Genomic DNA, 15410 nt, shown 5'->3' on the forward strand with positions numbered 1-15410 from the left:
TCGGCGCCTGAGCAGTCCCGCGCTCGCGAGATGCAGGTTCGCCGGCCGAGCCCGAACGAGAAGGCGGGGCGGGAGGCTATGCCTCCCGCCCCGCTTCAACTTCCTCCGGCGGTCAGTAGTCCCGTCGCTGTTCGGCGCAGCACGTGGAGCGCCAGCACACGCATCGGTGGCAGTCCTGGCAGTTCTGGGTTCGCGGGCAGCCGCATCGGCAGTCGTGCGGGCGGCACTGCGGGCGGTGTCCGGGCGTGGTGATGTGGCAGCGGACCGCTTCGAGATTCCGCGCGGCCTGCGCCCGCGTCTCCGCGTCCTCGCCGCACTCCACGGCATGGACCAGCTGCCAGGTGGAGATCGGCGCCGTCTCGGCTTCCGCGCTGGTGGGGAACGTGGCCTCGTCGACAAACCGGGAGATGTCGTAGTCGCGATAGTCAAAGTCCTGCACGCACACGACGCGAATCGTCCCGTCCGGCAGGAGGTATCGGCGGTAGTGGGGATCGCGGTTGTAGTTGCCGGGTGAGGTCAGGTCGAGCGGCATGTCTGTTCCTTGGATGTGCTGCGGCGCGTACCGAGTGTGTGCGGGCAGTGCCCGGCGCGAGGGGTAGCCGCCAGCGGGCCTAGCCGGACGGCTGCTGTGCCCGCCTGGAGGCAGGCTGGGGCGGCGCGTGCCGTGGCCATAAGCGGTCCCGGGGCAACTGGTCGCCAGTGCGGCGGCCCGGAGTTCGCAAAACGGGGAATGGACACCGGATCCTGGACACCTCTCCCAGGCTCTTGCGCCTGCTGCCAGTCAGCGTTCGATCACTCCGTCCTGTCCGAGGTAGTAGCGGGGACCGGTGGGACTATGGGTGGGGCAGGAGTTGGTCTCGACGTCTACGTAGTTCGGGCCCTCGTGCTCGGCGTCGATCTTCCGGGAGGGGCGGCGCGCCAGCGTCGATGCGAGCTGTCGGATGCGCTGCTGCATGTTCATAAGGGGCTCCCGAGATGTGAGTGAGGGCCGGGCCCGGAGTGGCCGACCGGTAGGACCTAACTCTACATCAGTAAATCCAATTATGCAATTTACCGTAAGGGTCGAGGATGCCGCCGCCGCACCTGAGGTAGCGGACGAGGTCGTGGCTGCCCTGTGCCGCGATGCCGCCCAGGCCCTGCCCGCGCAGGGCGTCGGTGCCGACGACGAAGTGAGGCCGGACGACCAGCTCGCCCACGACAAACTGGTGGGTGCGGGTACTGCCGTAGTGGAGCGGGTGGGCGGGGGTGCTGACTCGGCTGGAGCCGACGAAGGAGACTGTTCCGTCGCCTACCCGCTGTACGTACATCCACGCGGGCACATGACGGGCGTGAGGGTCCAGGCGCAGGCCGGCCAGGGCGGCGTCGGTGGGGCGGAAGTCGTTCATGGTGTCCTGTCGATAAGTGGGGAATGGCTGCGCCCGCCGGGCTGTAGGCCGCCGCGGACGCTAGTCGGCGGCGAACGCGGTCACGCGCGCCGGTACCGGTTGCACTCACGGTCATGGCGCCGCCCGTAGCGCTCCTGCGAGTAGCAGTCGCAGTGTCGCGAGACGGGAGCGCTGACGAAGTCGGCGATCACCGCCGCGACGGCGGCCGAGTCACCGGCGCAGTCCACGAGCCCCCCGCCGCCTGCGATGTACAGCGGATCGCCAATCGGTTCGCCCTGGTCGTCGTGCACGAACACGGTCCATCCCGTGTGCGAGGCAGGCACATGGTCCACGGAGGGATCCCGGTCACCCACCGACAGGTGGAAGCCGGAGCGAACGTTCCACGACGGAGTCTCGGGGTCGAAGGCGACGGCGTAGCTCATGCCGACGTCGTCGGAGTCGGCACGGATGCCGTACTCGGCGAGCGCGCCCAGCAGCAGCGCGCCTGCGGTGGGGCGCGGACTGCTGAACCACTCGTCGACGGCGCGTGCGCACTGCTCAGCCTCGGCCGCAAGGGCGCGCCGCACGGGTGTCGTGTAGACGGTGCCGAGCTGCTGGAAGCCCGGCCGCCCGTCGGGAATCCACGCGGTGGCCTCGAACCGCGCTCGGTCCTGGTGGGGACTGTCCGGGACGGCGTCGGCCGAGGCCGAGACGGGCGCTGCGGTGATGCTGGGCATGAGGGCCTTTCGAGGTGCTTCAAGGGGAGCGGACGGAGGTTCGTGGGTCACCCGCCCACCTCGTTCCCGGCGTTCAGGTCGATGGTGACGCGCTCACCCTGCTCGTCCTCGACCTCCAGCACGGGCGGCCACGCGTCCGTGGCGTAGCTCCGCAGCTGTTCGTACGCGAGCCGCGCCGCCTCCTGCGGGCTGGACGCCTCGAAGTCGTTGTGCCACGTGACGGAGTAGACGGACTCGGACTCCGGCGCCTTCTCGGCGGCGGCTTCAGCGCGCGCCACGACGGCGGCGCGGATGACGGCCACGGGCCGGTTGCGCAACACGAGGGTGCACGGCTCGCCGTCCTCAGCGGGGGCAAGGCAAATGAAGCGCAAGGCGACGTCGGCGACGCGGCCGGGCTCGGCGAGCGTCCAGGCGTCGAGGTCCTCGCACTCCTCGCACCCCTTACACGGGCAGTCGCGGACCGCGTGCGGATGGGCGGGGTACGGGGCGGGGACGTGCTCGGTCGGGCGGATGCCGGTTCCGTCGGAGAACTCGGCGACCAGTAGGTCACCGGCGCGTACCTCGTGGGCGCGGACGGCCACGGCGTCGTTCAGGGTGAGCCCATGGGGGAGGGGCAGGAAGTCGTCGTCGGTCGGCCGGTCGGGGAGGGAGAGTACGCCGGAGCCGTCGGGAAGGGTCAGAGTGTGCATGGCCGGAGTCTTCTTACGGTGTCGTGGTGTTCATGTGGTGACGGGCTCGGGGCCCAGGGCGGGCCCTCACCGGAGCGCCCGCCCTGCTGCGCCGGGCCTAGCAGCGTGCCCATCCGAAGAACAGCCATCCGCAGTGCTGCGGCGCTCCGCCTGTCGAGGGCGTCTTGTGCACCGGGATGGCTCCCGCCGGATCCGATGACTCCGGGTAGAGGCCGTCTTCCATCTGTTGGTAGGCGTACGTCTCGGCCCGGTCCTGCGACATGCTGGTGTCAGTGACGACCTTGTACTCGTCTTTCTCGGCGATGGTGCCGGTATACCCCCTGTTCGAGGGACTCCCGAACTCCTCTTCTGCCTCTTCGCGAGCTGTGCGGAACGCCTGTTCCACGTCCGTTCCGTCTTGGTATGTGGTGATGAACTCTCGGCCCATGATCTCGGTCCTCTTCTCGGGTCGGTGCGGGGCGAGCCAGGGTCCAGCCGTGCGACTGAACCCCGTCGGCGGGGGTCAGCTGACCCGGCGGAAGGAGTCGGCGGCGGCCCGGGCGAAGTCGCGGTTGGCGTCGAGCCACAGATGACGGCGGGCGTCGGCAACGGGGTTTCCCATGCCGCCCCCCGGGCGCTCCGCTGCCAGCTCCGCCTTCGCCATCTGCTCGTGCCAGGTGGCCACGGCATCGCGGCTCGACTGGAGGGCGTCGAGGAGGTCCTGCCACAACCCGGTCTCGTACTGGGCGCGCGTGATGGTCTCGAAGAATCCGTCCATGCGGACGTTCTCGGCTGTCAGCTCCGGCTCCCGCAGACGCTCCAACGAGGTGGTGCCCCGCCGCTGCGCGTTGGACCTACCCGCATGTGCAGCGGTCGCGAGCCTCCCCGCGTGCATCCGGCGGTCACGCTCGGCACGGGTAGCGTCGCTCGTGCGGGTGCTGCTCATGGGGGAGTCCTTCCTATGGGCGGTCGGGAGGCTGCCGGGGCGCGCCCCGCCGGGGAGTTGGGCGGACTGGCCGCCCCAACAAGCCCAACTCTACATCGATAAATCCAATTAAGCAACTAACAATGAGAGGGGTTAAGGCGCGAAGATTCGCGGAACCGAGCCGCATCCGAAGGCGCCCCCGCAGGACTCGCCCGTGCCGGCCCAGACTTCCCACAGAGGCTGCCGAACTAGCGCGCCCACAGTCGGACAAAGCAAGCCAGGACTGCGTCGATCCGCCATGAACCCTGGAGATCCACGGCGCGATGAGCCCGCCGGCACAGAGCCCGCCTGCACACCGTGGGGGAACGAACCCGCCGGGACTGCTCGCCCCAGCAACCGCAGGGCATTAGGGCGTGATGTAGCCGGCGCTCAGGAGCCAGTAGGGACCACCGTTCGGCCCGAATCGGCGGCCGATGTCCGCCGCTGTACTCGACGGCATGTCCGGCAGCGCCAGCACGCCCACCGTGCCGCCCGCCGCCAGCGCGAACGCCACCCAGGCCCGGATGCTCACGCTGTCGGGGATCTCGAACCGCGCGCTGCCCTCCTCAGCGTGAAAGGAGAACACCACCCGCCCGTCGCACTCCACCGTCCACCGGGCCCGCGAGTCCTGCGCCCTGGCCGTCATCCCGCGCGGTACGAAGCGATGGCGCGTCGCAAAGGCGTCCAACTCGCCAGGGGCGGCTCCGGGCACGGGCACCAGGGCGACCACGGGGGTAAGGCCGTCGGCCAGAGGAAGCCCGATAGGCACCGCCTCCACGGATGGCATCCCTTCCCCGCCACCCACTACCAACACCCTGCGCGAACCGCCGGATCCGCCCGGCATCACACGTCACCGGCCTGGATCCGGCTCTCACACTCGGTGGCGAGCGCAGCGATGGCGCGATCCATCTCCGGCATGGTGGGCCAGTAGTTGGACCTGCATACCGTCTGCGAGGGCAGCCCGGTCAGGTACTCCCGGTAGAAATCCTGTCCCGCTTCGGTGGCCCGTACGAAGCTGTCGTTCTCCGACTCCTCGCCATCGGCTAGCCAGGCCACCAGACCTGCACCTACCAGCGGTCGGACGTGCAGCCTGTAGCCGCCGAGGGTGTGGTTGTACTTCGAATCGTTGCCCTCGGCAGCGCCCCGCAACAGTCCGAGGGTGTGGGTCCAACTCACGTGGCTGAGCTTGGCCTTGCTGTCCATGATGATCTCTCTCGGTGAAAGGAGCCGGGCGTTGTCCCCGGCGGCTGGCCGGTGTCTCGCCTGGGGCGATCGGCCTGCCGCCGGGGACGCTATTGCGAAGGTGTTCCGCTACCGGGGGGTCAACGCCGCTTGGCGCGGAGCTGAAGAGTGCGGTCGTAGTTCTGGTACCGGGCCTTGGCGATCACGGACCGATCCATGCTGCGCAGAACGATGCCCTCGGGACGACCGCCCGCACCCGCGTCCAGGGCCACGAGCGTGGTGGAGAGGTGATGCGCGAGGAAAGCGTGCATCGCCTCGATGCCGGTGGGCAGCTCACTCCCCTTGAGCGTGGCCAGGCGCGGCACCATGTCGATGCCCTCATCGACGGCGATCTCGGTGAGCTCCTGCTCGGTGTGGAAGTGCTGCCCGCCCTTGTCCCGCCAGAGCGCGATATCGGCAAGGGGCAGCCCCAGATAGGCGGGGTCGATCGCGGCGACGTCGAAGAGGCGGTGACCCAGGGTCTGCGCACCGGTGTACTGGGCGCTTGCGCGGCTGATCTTGTTGCCGCCGTAGACCTCCAGGTAGTACACGCGAATTCCCAGTTCGGGCGAGGTGATCCGTTCGGCCAGCGGCCGCAGAGCCTCAACGATGCCGAGCTTCTCGTTCCAGACCCTGTCACCCCGCGCATAGAAGAGCGTCTCGCGGCTGCCGAGGAAGTAGTCGCCCCCGGGGAGGGTGATGATCCGGGCGTTCGTGCCGTCCACTTTCTCGGTCAGCACGACGTCACCGCTGAACTCAGTGACCTTCTCGGTCAGCCCGCCGTTGTTGCGCTGGTCAAGCTCGTGGTAGGTGAGGATCGAGGGGTACTTGGTCGCCGAGTTCAGGGCTGCAAGATCGAGGTCCGCGACAGCGGGCATGAGCGCTCCAGGCGTGCGTGGTTGGGAAGGGGGTTGAGGCGCTCCCGCGCTCCAACAGCTCTAACTCTACTTAAATAAATCCAATTAAGCAATACCCATGATGGTCACCCCTGGCGAGGTTCCCGCGTCTCCCGGCGCGCAAGGGGCGGGAGACGGGTGCCGGCCACCACCGGCGGTATAGCCGGATCGGCGGTGAACGTGACGGTCCACCAACCGAAGTCGTCTGCACTGATCGCCTGCCCATGCACGGCATAGGCTTCCTTGCTGGGGGGTGCGGATGCCGCGCGCACGGCGCCGCTGGGATCGCAGATCAGACCGAACACGATGAACGCGCGGTGTGGCCTGGAACATCGCGCTTGCCCTGGGGATCGCGCCGTCCCGCGCTGCCGCACCCGTGGGTGGTGGGGCGTTACCCCGCTACGTCGTAGCGGCGAACGTCGCTCAGCGGATGAACCTCATGATGGAAGGTGAATCCGCGCTCGTTGCGGACGCTGATGAAGCAGGGAGCCTTGTATCCGTCCTGTGACGGGTGGAATGAGACAACCTCGCCTTCAATGCGATGTTCTTCGTCATCCTCATCGACACCAGGAGGAGCAAAGCTGATCATGAAACCCTCTTGGACCTCATGAGCCTCAAGATCTGTGTACGCTCGGGCAGCTTTGGCCTTGAGAACCGTGACCTTCGTCGCCAACCCGTTGATTTTCGTGACAAGCCCAGAGAGGCCTGCGAACTCCTCGGCATGTGCGATCAGGAGAGAATGTAGATCTTCAACCTCGCGGGCAGTAAGGCTGACGTTGGCCTTGAACTTCATTAGAACTTCCTCGCGTTGAGATGAAGTGGCTTGACTTCGGGTCGTGCTCTGGATCCCGACCCGCCGCGCCCGCTGTTCGCATGCAGTCGCGAGAGGGTCGCCACCAGGCAGCCGGCGTCTCGCCCACGCCGCCTCTGACTCTACCTGAATAAATCCAATTAAGGAATATGCGCTCTCGCGCGTGCCCGTTCCCAACTGTCCGCCCGCGCCGTCCCGCTGCCTCGGCGTCCCGTGCTGTGCCGGTGGCCTGCGGCTTTGTGTACTGGTACGCGGTTGTTCGGGGCTGTTCGGCGAACATCGGTGAACAGTCCTGCCCGCGCCGCGCGCGCCGTTCGCCTGGCCTGGCGTGCGCTGTTCCTCCGGCCCGGCGCCGCGTGCCTCAGCGCGGCCCGCCCCGGGCTCGCGCCCTGCGACCGTCGGGCCGCGCCCGCAGTCCGGCGTGCTCGTGCCGCTGTCGGCTGCCCGTCCCCGGTCCCCGGCCCGCCTGTCCCCGCGCCCTGCGCCGCGGCCCGTCCCGGGCGTTGTCCCCATGCTGCCGCGGTCGCTGCGCCGGTGGGGACGCGTCGCCGGGTATCCGGCCCGCCATGGTCCCGTGGCGCCGTGTCAGGGCAGCGCTGCTGTACGCCCCGCGCCGCACGGCTGGCCCGCGCCGCCCGTCCCCGGCCGTGTCCGGCCGCGGTTGTGTCGGGCGTCCCGTGCCGTGCCGCCCGCCGTCCCGCGCGCGTTGCCCGTTCCTCGCTCCCGGCCGTGTCGCCGGGCTCCCGCCCGCCGTCCCGCGCCGCGTGCGCGTCCGCCGCGACCCCGTTGTCCCGGCCCTGCGCCCGCCGGTCGCGTGCGCCCGCTGCCGGGGGGTGGGTTGTTCGGCACTGTTCGGCGTTGTTCAGTGAACAACGCCGAACAGTGCCCGTCCCGGCCGTCCTCGTGGCGTCGCCGCCTGCCGTTCCCGTCCCTGCCGGGCCCGCGTCGCCCGCGCCCCCGGGTCTCTGTGCAGCCGGGCTCCCGCCCGCCGCGGTCCGGCTCCCGCCCGCCGCGGTATCCGCGGAAGCCTCCCGTTTCCCGCCGCCTGCGGCCCACGGCCGTCCCCGCCCGTCCGCCGCCGCCCCGGCCGCCGTCCGGCGCGCCGCGCCGTCCGCTGTCCGCCGGTCCGTTGTCCGGCCCCGCCGGGTCCGTCGAGTTCTCAGCCCGTCGGGTTCTCGCCCGTCGCCGTGCGGCTCCCCGCCGGCCGTCCCGGTCGGTGCCGTGGCTGCGCCCTGCGGTCGGTACCGAGGTCACTGGCCCTCTGCCGTGCCGCGTGTCGTCCGTTCCCGCCCTCGCCCGGGCGCTGGACGAGGAAAACGCTGAACACCTGGTGCCGCGCGCTGGCGCGTGGCACAGCAGGCGGAGGGACGGCGACAAACAGAACCCGTACCCGCCCCGCGGATGCAGTCGCCATCATGGGTACCGGCTTCGCCCTGCCCTCGTGTTGGAAGGATCCGATGACCCGTCAGGCCGACAGTGACGCGTGGCGTGCCCTGCTGCACGAGACCTACGCCGTCGAACAGCTGGGCAACGACCTGACCAGGCAGGCGCTACGCGACGGTGCGGTCGACGGGCCGTCGCAGCGCCGCTATCTGCTGCGCCGCGCCGCTCTCGCCGACCGGGCCGATCCCCTCCAGCGGGAGACCGGTTTCGCCGCGGCCGGGGAGGTCGACGCCGATCTGGCCGCCCTCGGCCTGCTGGAGTGGGACCGCGGGCACGGCACCGGCCGCGGCCCCGTTGCGGCCGCCGATGGGCGATGGGACGCCGATCCGCGCGGCTACCTCCATCAGGAACACGCGGTACTCGTCCTTGACGAGGACCAGGGGGAGCCTGGCGCCTGACCTGCTGGTCCGTTGGTGAACTCCCTGCGCGGCGCCGGGGCCGCTGTCGAACGAGTTCCGGCTCGCGCGTGATCACGGCATGTCGCGGCGACAGCGGTGCGGGCTCCGGAACCCCTCTGGGTTACGAGCCCAGCGAGCTGCTCCACCCCGCGTCGATGCCCCGCCGGGAGACAGCCCGGCGAACTCGTCAGCGCCGTGTTCCGCTCTCGCCTGCCGGGCCGGCCCGCGCGGCGATCACGGCGAGTTCGGCGCGCAGGTCCCGCCCCGTCCCGGACGGGGGTCGCACCTGGTGCGATTCCTCGTGCTCGTCGTCGATGAGTCGTCGACCCAGACGGCTGTCCGCCGCTCCTCGGGCTCTTCCTCGTCGCGTTGATGCCGCTGGTACCAGTCGAGATCGTCCTCGTCCTTGATCCAGTGGCGCACGTCCGTGTCCTGCGTGCGCCGGGTCTCGGCCCGTTCGGCGATCTGCACGGGTATCCCGCCCGGGGCGGGGGCTGGGGTCCGGCCAGGATCCGTGCGCGGGCGGCGTCCACGGCCCCGGCCCGCCCGGCCCCCGGCACGAGCCACGGCTTCCCCTCCGCCTCACCCCCCGCCCTGCGTCCGGCCGTCGGCCTACCGCGGTCGCGTCACCACACCGCCCACCTCACCCACCCCCACGCGTTACACAAACCGTCCCCGGTTATGTACCGGAGCGCTAGACTCACCCTCAAGGCGTTACACCCCTGTGCGGCGTGTGGCCGACCGCTGCGCGCCTGTCCTCCGCCGGCCCTGGCCGCCCGCCCGCCCGCCCGCGACGCGGCGGCCCGCTCCGCCCCCGTTCTGCTTCTGCTGGAGTTGCCCGTGTCCTCCTCGCGTTCCGTCTCCGCCGCCAAGACCGGGGCAGCTACGGGCCTGCTGCTGCCGCCCGCCGACGACCCGGTGTGGGGGAGTGTGCCGCTCGCGCTGCGTCAGAACCTGTCCGTGCCCGCTCATGGTCTGGTGAACCCGGCGCGCGGGGGGCTGGCGGAGAAGTCCGGCCGCCCGCTGCGCCTGGCGCTGAGTGCCGCCGCGAAGATGCGTACGACCGGCGCTCACTGGCACGTGCTGCTCATTGCCCCCCGTGCCGCGTTCGGCGGTCCCACCAGCGACCGCGCCGGGCGGGCCTACGCGCTGCTGCAGCAGGTCGTCGTCGACTACCTGCGCCCCGCCCTGGCCGCGCGGGCCGGAGCGAGCGGGAAGGCCCCGGCCGAGCAGCCCCCCACAGCCCCGGCCCCCGCCTCCACCCCGGCTGCTCCCGCAGCCGTCCCGGCCGAGCCCACCGCCGCGCCGGAGTCCGCCGACGGCTTCCTTCCCGATCCCGCTGCCGCTCCCGACACGGTCTCGGCCGCCGGGCCCGAGGGCGGCGCCGTCGAGGAGGCACCCCACCCCCTTCCGGCCGCCGACGAACTGGCCGCCGACGAACTGGCCGGCGCCCTGCACGAGATCACCGAACACCGCACCGTCCTGGTCCTCACCACCCCCCACCCGGACACCGCCCACACCGCCCTCGCCCAGCACCTGCCCGCAGGCCAGCCGGCTGTGTCCGTGGCCGGCGCAGACCGCGCCTCCCTGGCCCGCGCCCTCTACACGCAGCTGGGCCTCGGCCGCCGACAGCGACGGCCCCACGCCCTGAAAGACGCCGAGGACCTGATCGTCGCCGAACTCAAGCGAGCCCCCCGCCTCATCATCGCCACCGCCGCCCCCGGCCTGCGCTCCTCCGCCCTCCAACTGCTCTACAGCCTGTGGGCGCGCGAGAACTTCGCGCTGGTCCTGATCGGCGACACCAACCTCGCCACTCTCCTGTCGCGTTCGGACATGGCGAGCCTGAACTCCCGCGTGACCCTCCGGCACCACGTAGCGCCGACTTCCCCGGGCACCCCCGCGCCGAGCGGTACAACTCCGGCCGAGCAGCAGGACCCCCTCCCCTCACCGTCACAGCCGGCACCCGCCGAGCCCGCCACCACCCCGGCACCGGCCGACACCTCCCCGCCCGCCGGCCCGGCACCCGCCGACCCCGCGGCCGCCGACGACCCGCGGACCACCCTGGACCCTGCCGGCACCGCCCACGGCGAAGAACTGGCCGATCACGTACGGGAGATCGCCCAGGCCCGCGCCATCCTGACCGTCACCGGCCCCGACGCCACCACCGTGCACACCGCCCTCACCCGCACTCCCAGCCCCCCGAACCTTCCAGCCGTGCACACGGGCGGCAAGGACCGTTCCTCACTGGTCCGCGACCTGTTCGTACAGCTCGATCTGGACCAGCGCATGCCACAGCCCGGCACGCTGCGGGCCACCGAGGACCTGATCGCCGCCGAACTGCGCCGCGCCTCCCGGCTGGTCATCGTGCCAAAGGCCCACGAACTGCCCACCGCCGCCCTGCGCATGCTGTACGACCTGTGGTCGGCCGACAACTTCCCGCTGGTCCTGGGCGGCGACGACCGCCTCGACGACGTCCTTCAACGTCCCGCCCTGGCGAGCCTGAGCTCGTGCGTGCTCCTGCACCACCACCTGGACCCGGCCGGCGAAGAAACCCCCACCCCCACCCCCACCCCCACCCCCACCCCCACCCCCACCCCCACCCCCACCTCCACCCCGGCTGACGGCCCGAACGCCCCCGCCCCGGCGCCGCTCGCTCCCGACCCCGGGGCGACTGCCTCACCGTCCGCAGCCGGCCCCGACGCCAACCCGGAACCTGCCACCGCGCGCCCCGCCCCGACCACACTCTCCGCCCCGGGCCAGGCCGCCGGACCGCCCACCCCCGGCGCCGCGAAGCCGACGGCGCCCGCCGCGCCGGCGCCCGCCGCCGACTCCGACCAGCCTGCAACCACCACATCCCAACCGGCCCCGCCGCCCGGCAAGACCAAGGCAGTCCCGGGCAAGACCCCCGCCACGCTCCACCAGGCCCGCGCCGCGCTGCCCGACCTGATCCGCGCCGCCGCCGACGGCACCCCCACCCCCCTCACCCGCGAGGACACCGACCACGCCCTTCTGACCACCCCCCACGCCGCCACCACCCTGGGCTGGGACCTCGAGCACGCTCCCGCCCACGGGATCGCCGACGCCCGCAAGAAACTCGGCGACCTCATCCACGAAGCCGCCCAGGGCCACCCCCAGGTCCTGCGCCGCCACACCACCCCCGTCGCCGTGCTGCTCCCGGCCACCCCCACCGGCACCCCCCACCCGCCGACCACCCCCACCCCCGCCAACGCGGCGCCCCCGGCCACCGCTGCCGTCCCACCCACCGGGCCCACCCCCCTCGCGGAGCCCGCCGGTCCCGCCCCGACCGGCGCCGAACCAGCACCGTCGCCCCAGCCCACCCGTACGACCGCGGCCGACACCGCCCCGGCGTCGGCCGCACCGAACGACCCGACCCCGGCCGAACAGCGCCCCCACCCGGCCCCCGTCACCCCGGCCGCCGACCCGAAGACCGCGCCCGACACCACCGATGACACCCCCGCGGCCGCCGCCCTGCACCACGTACCCCCCACCGACACCGCCCCCGCCCACACCGACGTCCCGGCCGCACCACGCCCCTCACGCCGCCTCGCCCCCCTCGGCGAGGCCTTCGACACCGTCCTGGCCCCCACCACCCCAGACACCGACCCCACCGACACCGTCCCATCCCCGCGCGGCCTGCCCACCGGCATCCCCAGCCTCGACCACGCCCTCGGCGGCCTCCAGCCCGGCCGCTTCTACCTCGTCGCCGCCACCCCCGGCACCGGCGGCAGCCTCCTCACCACCACCGCAGCCCGCACCACCGCCCTCGACCACCACCAGCCCGTCCTCTACGCCGCCTCCGGCCTCACCCGCGCCGACATCGCCGCCCGCATCGTCGCCGCCCACCTCCCCGTCGACTACCGCCGCCTGCGCGCCGGCCAGCTCACCGACACCGAACAGGCCGACGTCGCCGCCCTCCACCACGACCTGGCAGCCGCCCCCCTCTACATCGACGACGGCACCGACCTCACCCCCGCCGCCATCGCCGAGACCCTCACCGACCTCACCGGCACCGCCCTCCTCGTCGTCGACCGCCTCCAGGCCGCCGACGACCCCCACCTGCCCCTGTCCGGCCCCCGCCTCCGCGACGCCGCCCAGACCCTCGCCCACCTCGCCCGCACCCACCACCTCCCGGTCCTCGCCGCCCTCGACACCGACCACCCCGACCTGATCAACACCCTCGGCCTCGACACCGTCCTGCACCTCACCCCCGACCCCGACCACCCCCACCACCGCGTCCAACTCGCCATCACCGAACGCGACCTCGGCCTCCAGACCACCCTCACCCTCTACGCCGACCGCGCCCACGCCCGCCTCACCGACCCCACCGACTTCGACCCCTACGCCCACGACCCCGAACCACCCGAGCACACCGCCACCGACCCCACCCCCCAGGCCCCCGCCGCGCCCGGAGCCTCCGCCTGGCCGCCCGTAGCCGTCCCCGGCCGCTCCACACCCCTCGCAACCAGCGAGCCGACCAGCACTCCGCACACACCCGCACCACAGCCCACTCCAGCCCCCGCGACCACCACCAGCGACCCCGCGACGCACCACACCCAGCCGCCGCGCACCACCGCCAGCAGCGGCACCTACGCCGGCCGCGACTACTCCCACTACACCGGCCAGATCACCCGCGCGGTCGACCAGGCCCTCCAAGAGCACGGCGGCGACGTCGAAGCCGCCACCGCCGCCCTGGTGAAAAAGGCCGTGCCCGACGCCATGGCCCTATTCAAAGAAACCCGCGTCGGCTCGAATTACGACCACACCGTCTATCCAGAACTCCTCGAAATCCTCCGCAAAAAGACCAAGGACGGCTCAGACGAAATCTGGGAAGGACGCCACAACTGGACCAACACCCACCTCACCGACCAACTCAACACCGGCGCCCTAGACCCCGTCACCGTCGACGCCCTCGACACCAACGCCTCCTTCATGGCCGCCTTCAAGACCCACCTGCCCATCGGCGCCCTCAGGCACAACCCCCACGGCGGCTTCGACCCCAAACTCTCCGGCGTCCACCTCCTCACCCAGCGCCCCACCTGGCACCACCCCCACCTCCCCGACCCCATCGGCAACCGCCGCGAGATGGGCCCCGTCGTCCTCACCGACGCCACCATCCGCCTCCTCATCCGCTGCGCCCGCTACGACCTGTGCGACCAGCCGGTGATCGCCGAGAGCTGGACCAGCGGCGCCAGCGAAGGCCTGCTGGAGAAATTCCGCCGCGTCCTCACCGAAGCCCGCCACACCTCCCTGGAACGCGAAGCCGCCGGATACGCCGACGGAACCGTGGCCGTCGAATACATCAAAGCCATGTACTCCAAATTCACCTCCACCCTCGGCGAATCCAACGCCAACCTCGAAATCCGCCGACCCGAGTGGATGCACATCATCCGCTCCCAGGCATTCGCCAACCTCTGGTACAAAGCCCACCGCGCCCACAAAAGGGCCTCACCGTCGTCCGCGTCCGCGGCACGGACGAACTCCACGTCACCGGCGGAGACTGGCGTAACGTATTCACCGAAGGCCGCAGCCCCGCCGAAATGAAACTCAAGAACCAGTACACCCTGCCGAGGAAGACCACCGCCTGATGTCCACCGACGGATGGAAAAACTTCGGAACATACGGGGCCAACCGCGACCCCGGAAACATCCACGGCAAATACGCCCTCGGCCGCGCCCTCGAAGACGCCCTGGAACGCATGATCATCCACGGCGGCATCAGGTCCCCCGCCAGCACCCGCCGCGGCCTCATGGCCCGCATGAACTACCTCACCACCACCGGCGGCGGCGCCCAGGCCATGGCCGAAGCCGGCATCACCGCCACCCGCCCCACCATCCGCGCCTGGACCAGAGGCACCCAACACCCCCGCCCCGAGAACCAGGAAGCGATCGACACCGCCTACTGGAACCTGCGCGCCAACAACATCCTCAACAACCCCGGCGCCCTGAAACAGCACCTCAACCGCGGCGGCCACGGCACCGAAGTGGAGATCCACCCCATCAACCAGGACGTCGTCGAGGCACCGCGGCGCCGCAGCAACCTGCGCGTACGCCGCTTCCAAGTCCGTTACATCTGGGACGACGCGGTCGACGCCTTCGTCGCCGGCGACATCGCCGGGCTCGAAGAGATCTGGGACGACATCATCGGCGAGCTCGACTCCGACTGGGGCGCCTACACCTACGTCGCCCACATCGGCCTCGGCGCCTGACCGGCCGGGCCGGCCGCCTCCAACCGGCCGGCCCGCAAATTCCCACCCCCGGCGCCCTCCTCACCCTCTGCCTTGCGCTGTAGAAAGACCTCACCACCGGAAAGCACGAAAGACAGACCTAGCAATTCGCCACGCTCCAGGATGAGAATTCAGACAGCAGAGAAGGCCGGTACATACATATTCACCCCGGCAACAGCGGTGATAACGTAACGCCTTTCCCAAACTCAGGTACATAATCAACGCGTATCGCCCCGCTAGCCCGCTGCTCCAATTGCTAGAATTGTCTAGAGGTCTAGACCTCTAGGAGAGAGGGGCTGTAACGATGAGTCACCGTTACAGAACTTGCGCGGTACACAACCACGTGACATAATTAGGTACACAAGACGCCGACACCGGGAGCCCGACACGATGTGCAAGTGCGGATCCGACACCTACACGAGCCACGTGGAGCGCACCAGCAAGGGCTACCCGGCTCACGTCTACACAGGCCACTACTGGGCCCCCAGGGATGGCCGGTAGGGCGAGCTCCGCAGTACGCGGGCCGGCACCGCGCACGCCGCTCAGCTCTCCCAAAAGATGTAACGGCATCCCCCGGAGCGCCACCCCTCCACCTAGCCAGCGCTCTTGAGTCGCGGAGCGACGTTACAACTTTCCGTCGCGTAGTGACGGCGCGTCATGTCTC

Annotated in this window: 15 protein-coding genes; 3 read left to right on the forward strand and 12 right to left on the reverse strand. The window is 70.9% G+C overall.

Going from position 1 to position 15410, the window contains the following annotated elements:
- Positions 1-112: 112 nt before the first annotated feature.
- The 11 genes from OG852_RS50720 to OG852_RS50770 form a co-directional block, all read right to left on the reverse strand.
- The gene (locus tag OG852_RS50720; protein WP_330351919.1) at positions 113-532 is read right to left on the reverse strand and encodes a hypothetical protein; all 420 of its coding nucleotides are present in this window, start codon (positions 530-532) and stop codon (positions 113-115) included.
- A gap of 249 nt (positions 533-781) precedes the next feature.
- Positions 782-961 carry a hypothetical protein gene (locus tag OG852_RS50725; RefSeq protein WP_330351920.1) on the reverse strand — a complete coding sequence of 60 codons (180 nt, stop codon included), beginning with the start codon at positions 959-961 and terminating at the stop codon, positions 782-784.
- Between the two features lie 67 nt (positions 962-1028).
- Positions 1029-1385 carry a hypothetical protein gene (locus tag OG852_RS50730; protein ID WP_330351921.1) on the reverse strand — a complete coding sequence of 119 codons (357 nt, stop codon included), beginning with the start codon at positions 1383-1385 and terminating at the stop codon, positions 1029-1031.
- Positions 1386-1465: 80 nt separating this feature from the next.
- Positions 1466-2101, reverse strand: coding sequence for a hypothetical protein (locus OG852_RS50735; RefSeq protein ID WP_330351922.1), 636 nt, complete (start codon positions 2099-2101; stop codon positions 1466-1468).
- A gap of 47 nt (positions 2102-2148) precedes the next feature.
- Positions 2149-2790 (reverse strand): hypothetical protein, encoded by a 642-nt coding sequence (locus tag OG852_RS50740; RefSeq protein ID WP_330351923.1) that lies wholly within the window; start codon positions 2788-2790, stop codon positions 2149-2151.
- Positions 2791-2887: 97 nt separating this feature from the next.
- Entirely contained in the window at positions 2888-3217 is a 330-nt protein-coding gene (locus tag OG852_RS50745) for a hypothetical protein (protein ID WP_330351924.1), read from the reverse strand.
- A 75-nt stretch (positions 3218-3292) separates the two neighbouring features.
- Complete coding sequence (locus tag OG852_RS50750) at positions 3293-3715, reverse strand: hypothetical protein (protein WP_330351925.1); 423 nt, start codon at positions 3713-3715, stop codon at positions 3293-3295.
- A gap of 385 nt (positions 3716-4100) precedes the next feature.
- Positions 4101-4511, reverse strand: coding sequence for a hypothetical protein (locus OG852_RS50755; RefSeq protein ID WP_330351926.1), 411 nt, complete (start codon positions 4509-4511; stop codon positions 4101-4103).
- A gap of 65 nt (positions 4512-4576) precedes the next feature.
- Positions 4577-4936, reverse strand: a complete 360-nt coding sequence (locus tag OG852_RS50760; protein WP_330351927.1) for a hypothetical protein — start codon at positions 4934-4936, stop codon at positions 4577-4579.
- Positions 4937-5055: 119 nt separating this feature from the next.
- Positions 5056-5832 (reverse strand): RNA ligase family protein, encoded by a 777-nt coding sequence (locus tag OG852_RS50765; protein WP_330351928.1) that lies wholly within the window; start codon positions 5830-5832, stop codon positions 5056-5058.
- 409 nt (positions 5833-6241) lie between these two features.
- On the reverse strand, positions 6242-6643 hold the full coding sequence (locus OG852_RS50770) for a hypothetical protein (RefSeq protein WP_330351929.1): 402 nt from the start codon (positions 6641-6643) through the stop codon (positions 6242-6244).
- A gap of 1475 nt (positions 6644-8118) precedes the next feature.
- Here OG852_RS50770 and OG852_RS50775 point away from each other — a divergent pair.
- Positions 8119-8502, forward strand: a complete 384-nt coding sequence (locus OG852_RS50775; RefSeq protein ID WP_330351649.1) for a hypothetical protein — start codon at positions 8119-8121, stop codon at positions 8500-8502.
- A gap of 234 nt (positions 8503-8736) precedes the next feature.
- Here the strand turns inward: OG852_RS50775 and OG852_RS50780 are convergent, their stop codons facing one another.
- Positions 8737-8973, reverse strand: a complete 237-nt coding sequence (locus tag OG852_RS50780; RefSeq protein WP_330351648.1) for a hypothetical protein — start codon at positions 8971-8973, stop codon at positions 8737-8739.
- Between the two features lie 369 nt (positions 8974-9342).
- Here OG852_RS50780 and OG852_RS50785 point away from each other — a divergent pair, with 369 nt between their 5' ends.
- Positions 9343-14064, forward strand: coding sequence for a type II toxin-antitoxin system prevent-host-death family antitoxin (locus OG852_RS50785; protein ID WP_330351930.1), 4722 nt, complete (start codon positions 9343-9345; stop codon positions 14062-14064).
- A 43-nt stretch (positions 14065-14107) separates the two neighbouring features.
- Positions 14108-14728 carry a hypothetical protein gene (locus OG852_RS50790; protein ID WP_330351645.1) on the forward strand — a complete coding sequence of 207 codons (621 nt, stop codon included), beginning with the start codon at positions 14108-14110 and terminating at the stop codon, positions 14726-14728.
- The last annotated feature ends 682 nt before the right edge of the window (positions 14729-15410 follow it).

It is taken from the genome of Streptomyces sp. NBC_00582, assembly GCF_036345155.1.
In the GTDB taxonomy this organism is placed as follows: Bacteria; Actinomycetota; Actinomycetes; order Streptomycetales; family Streptomycetaceae; genus Streptomyces.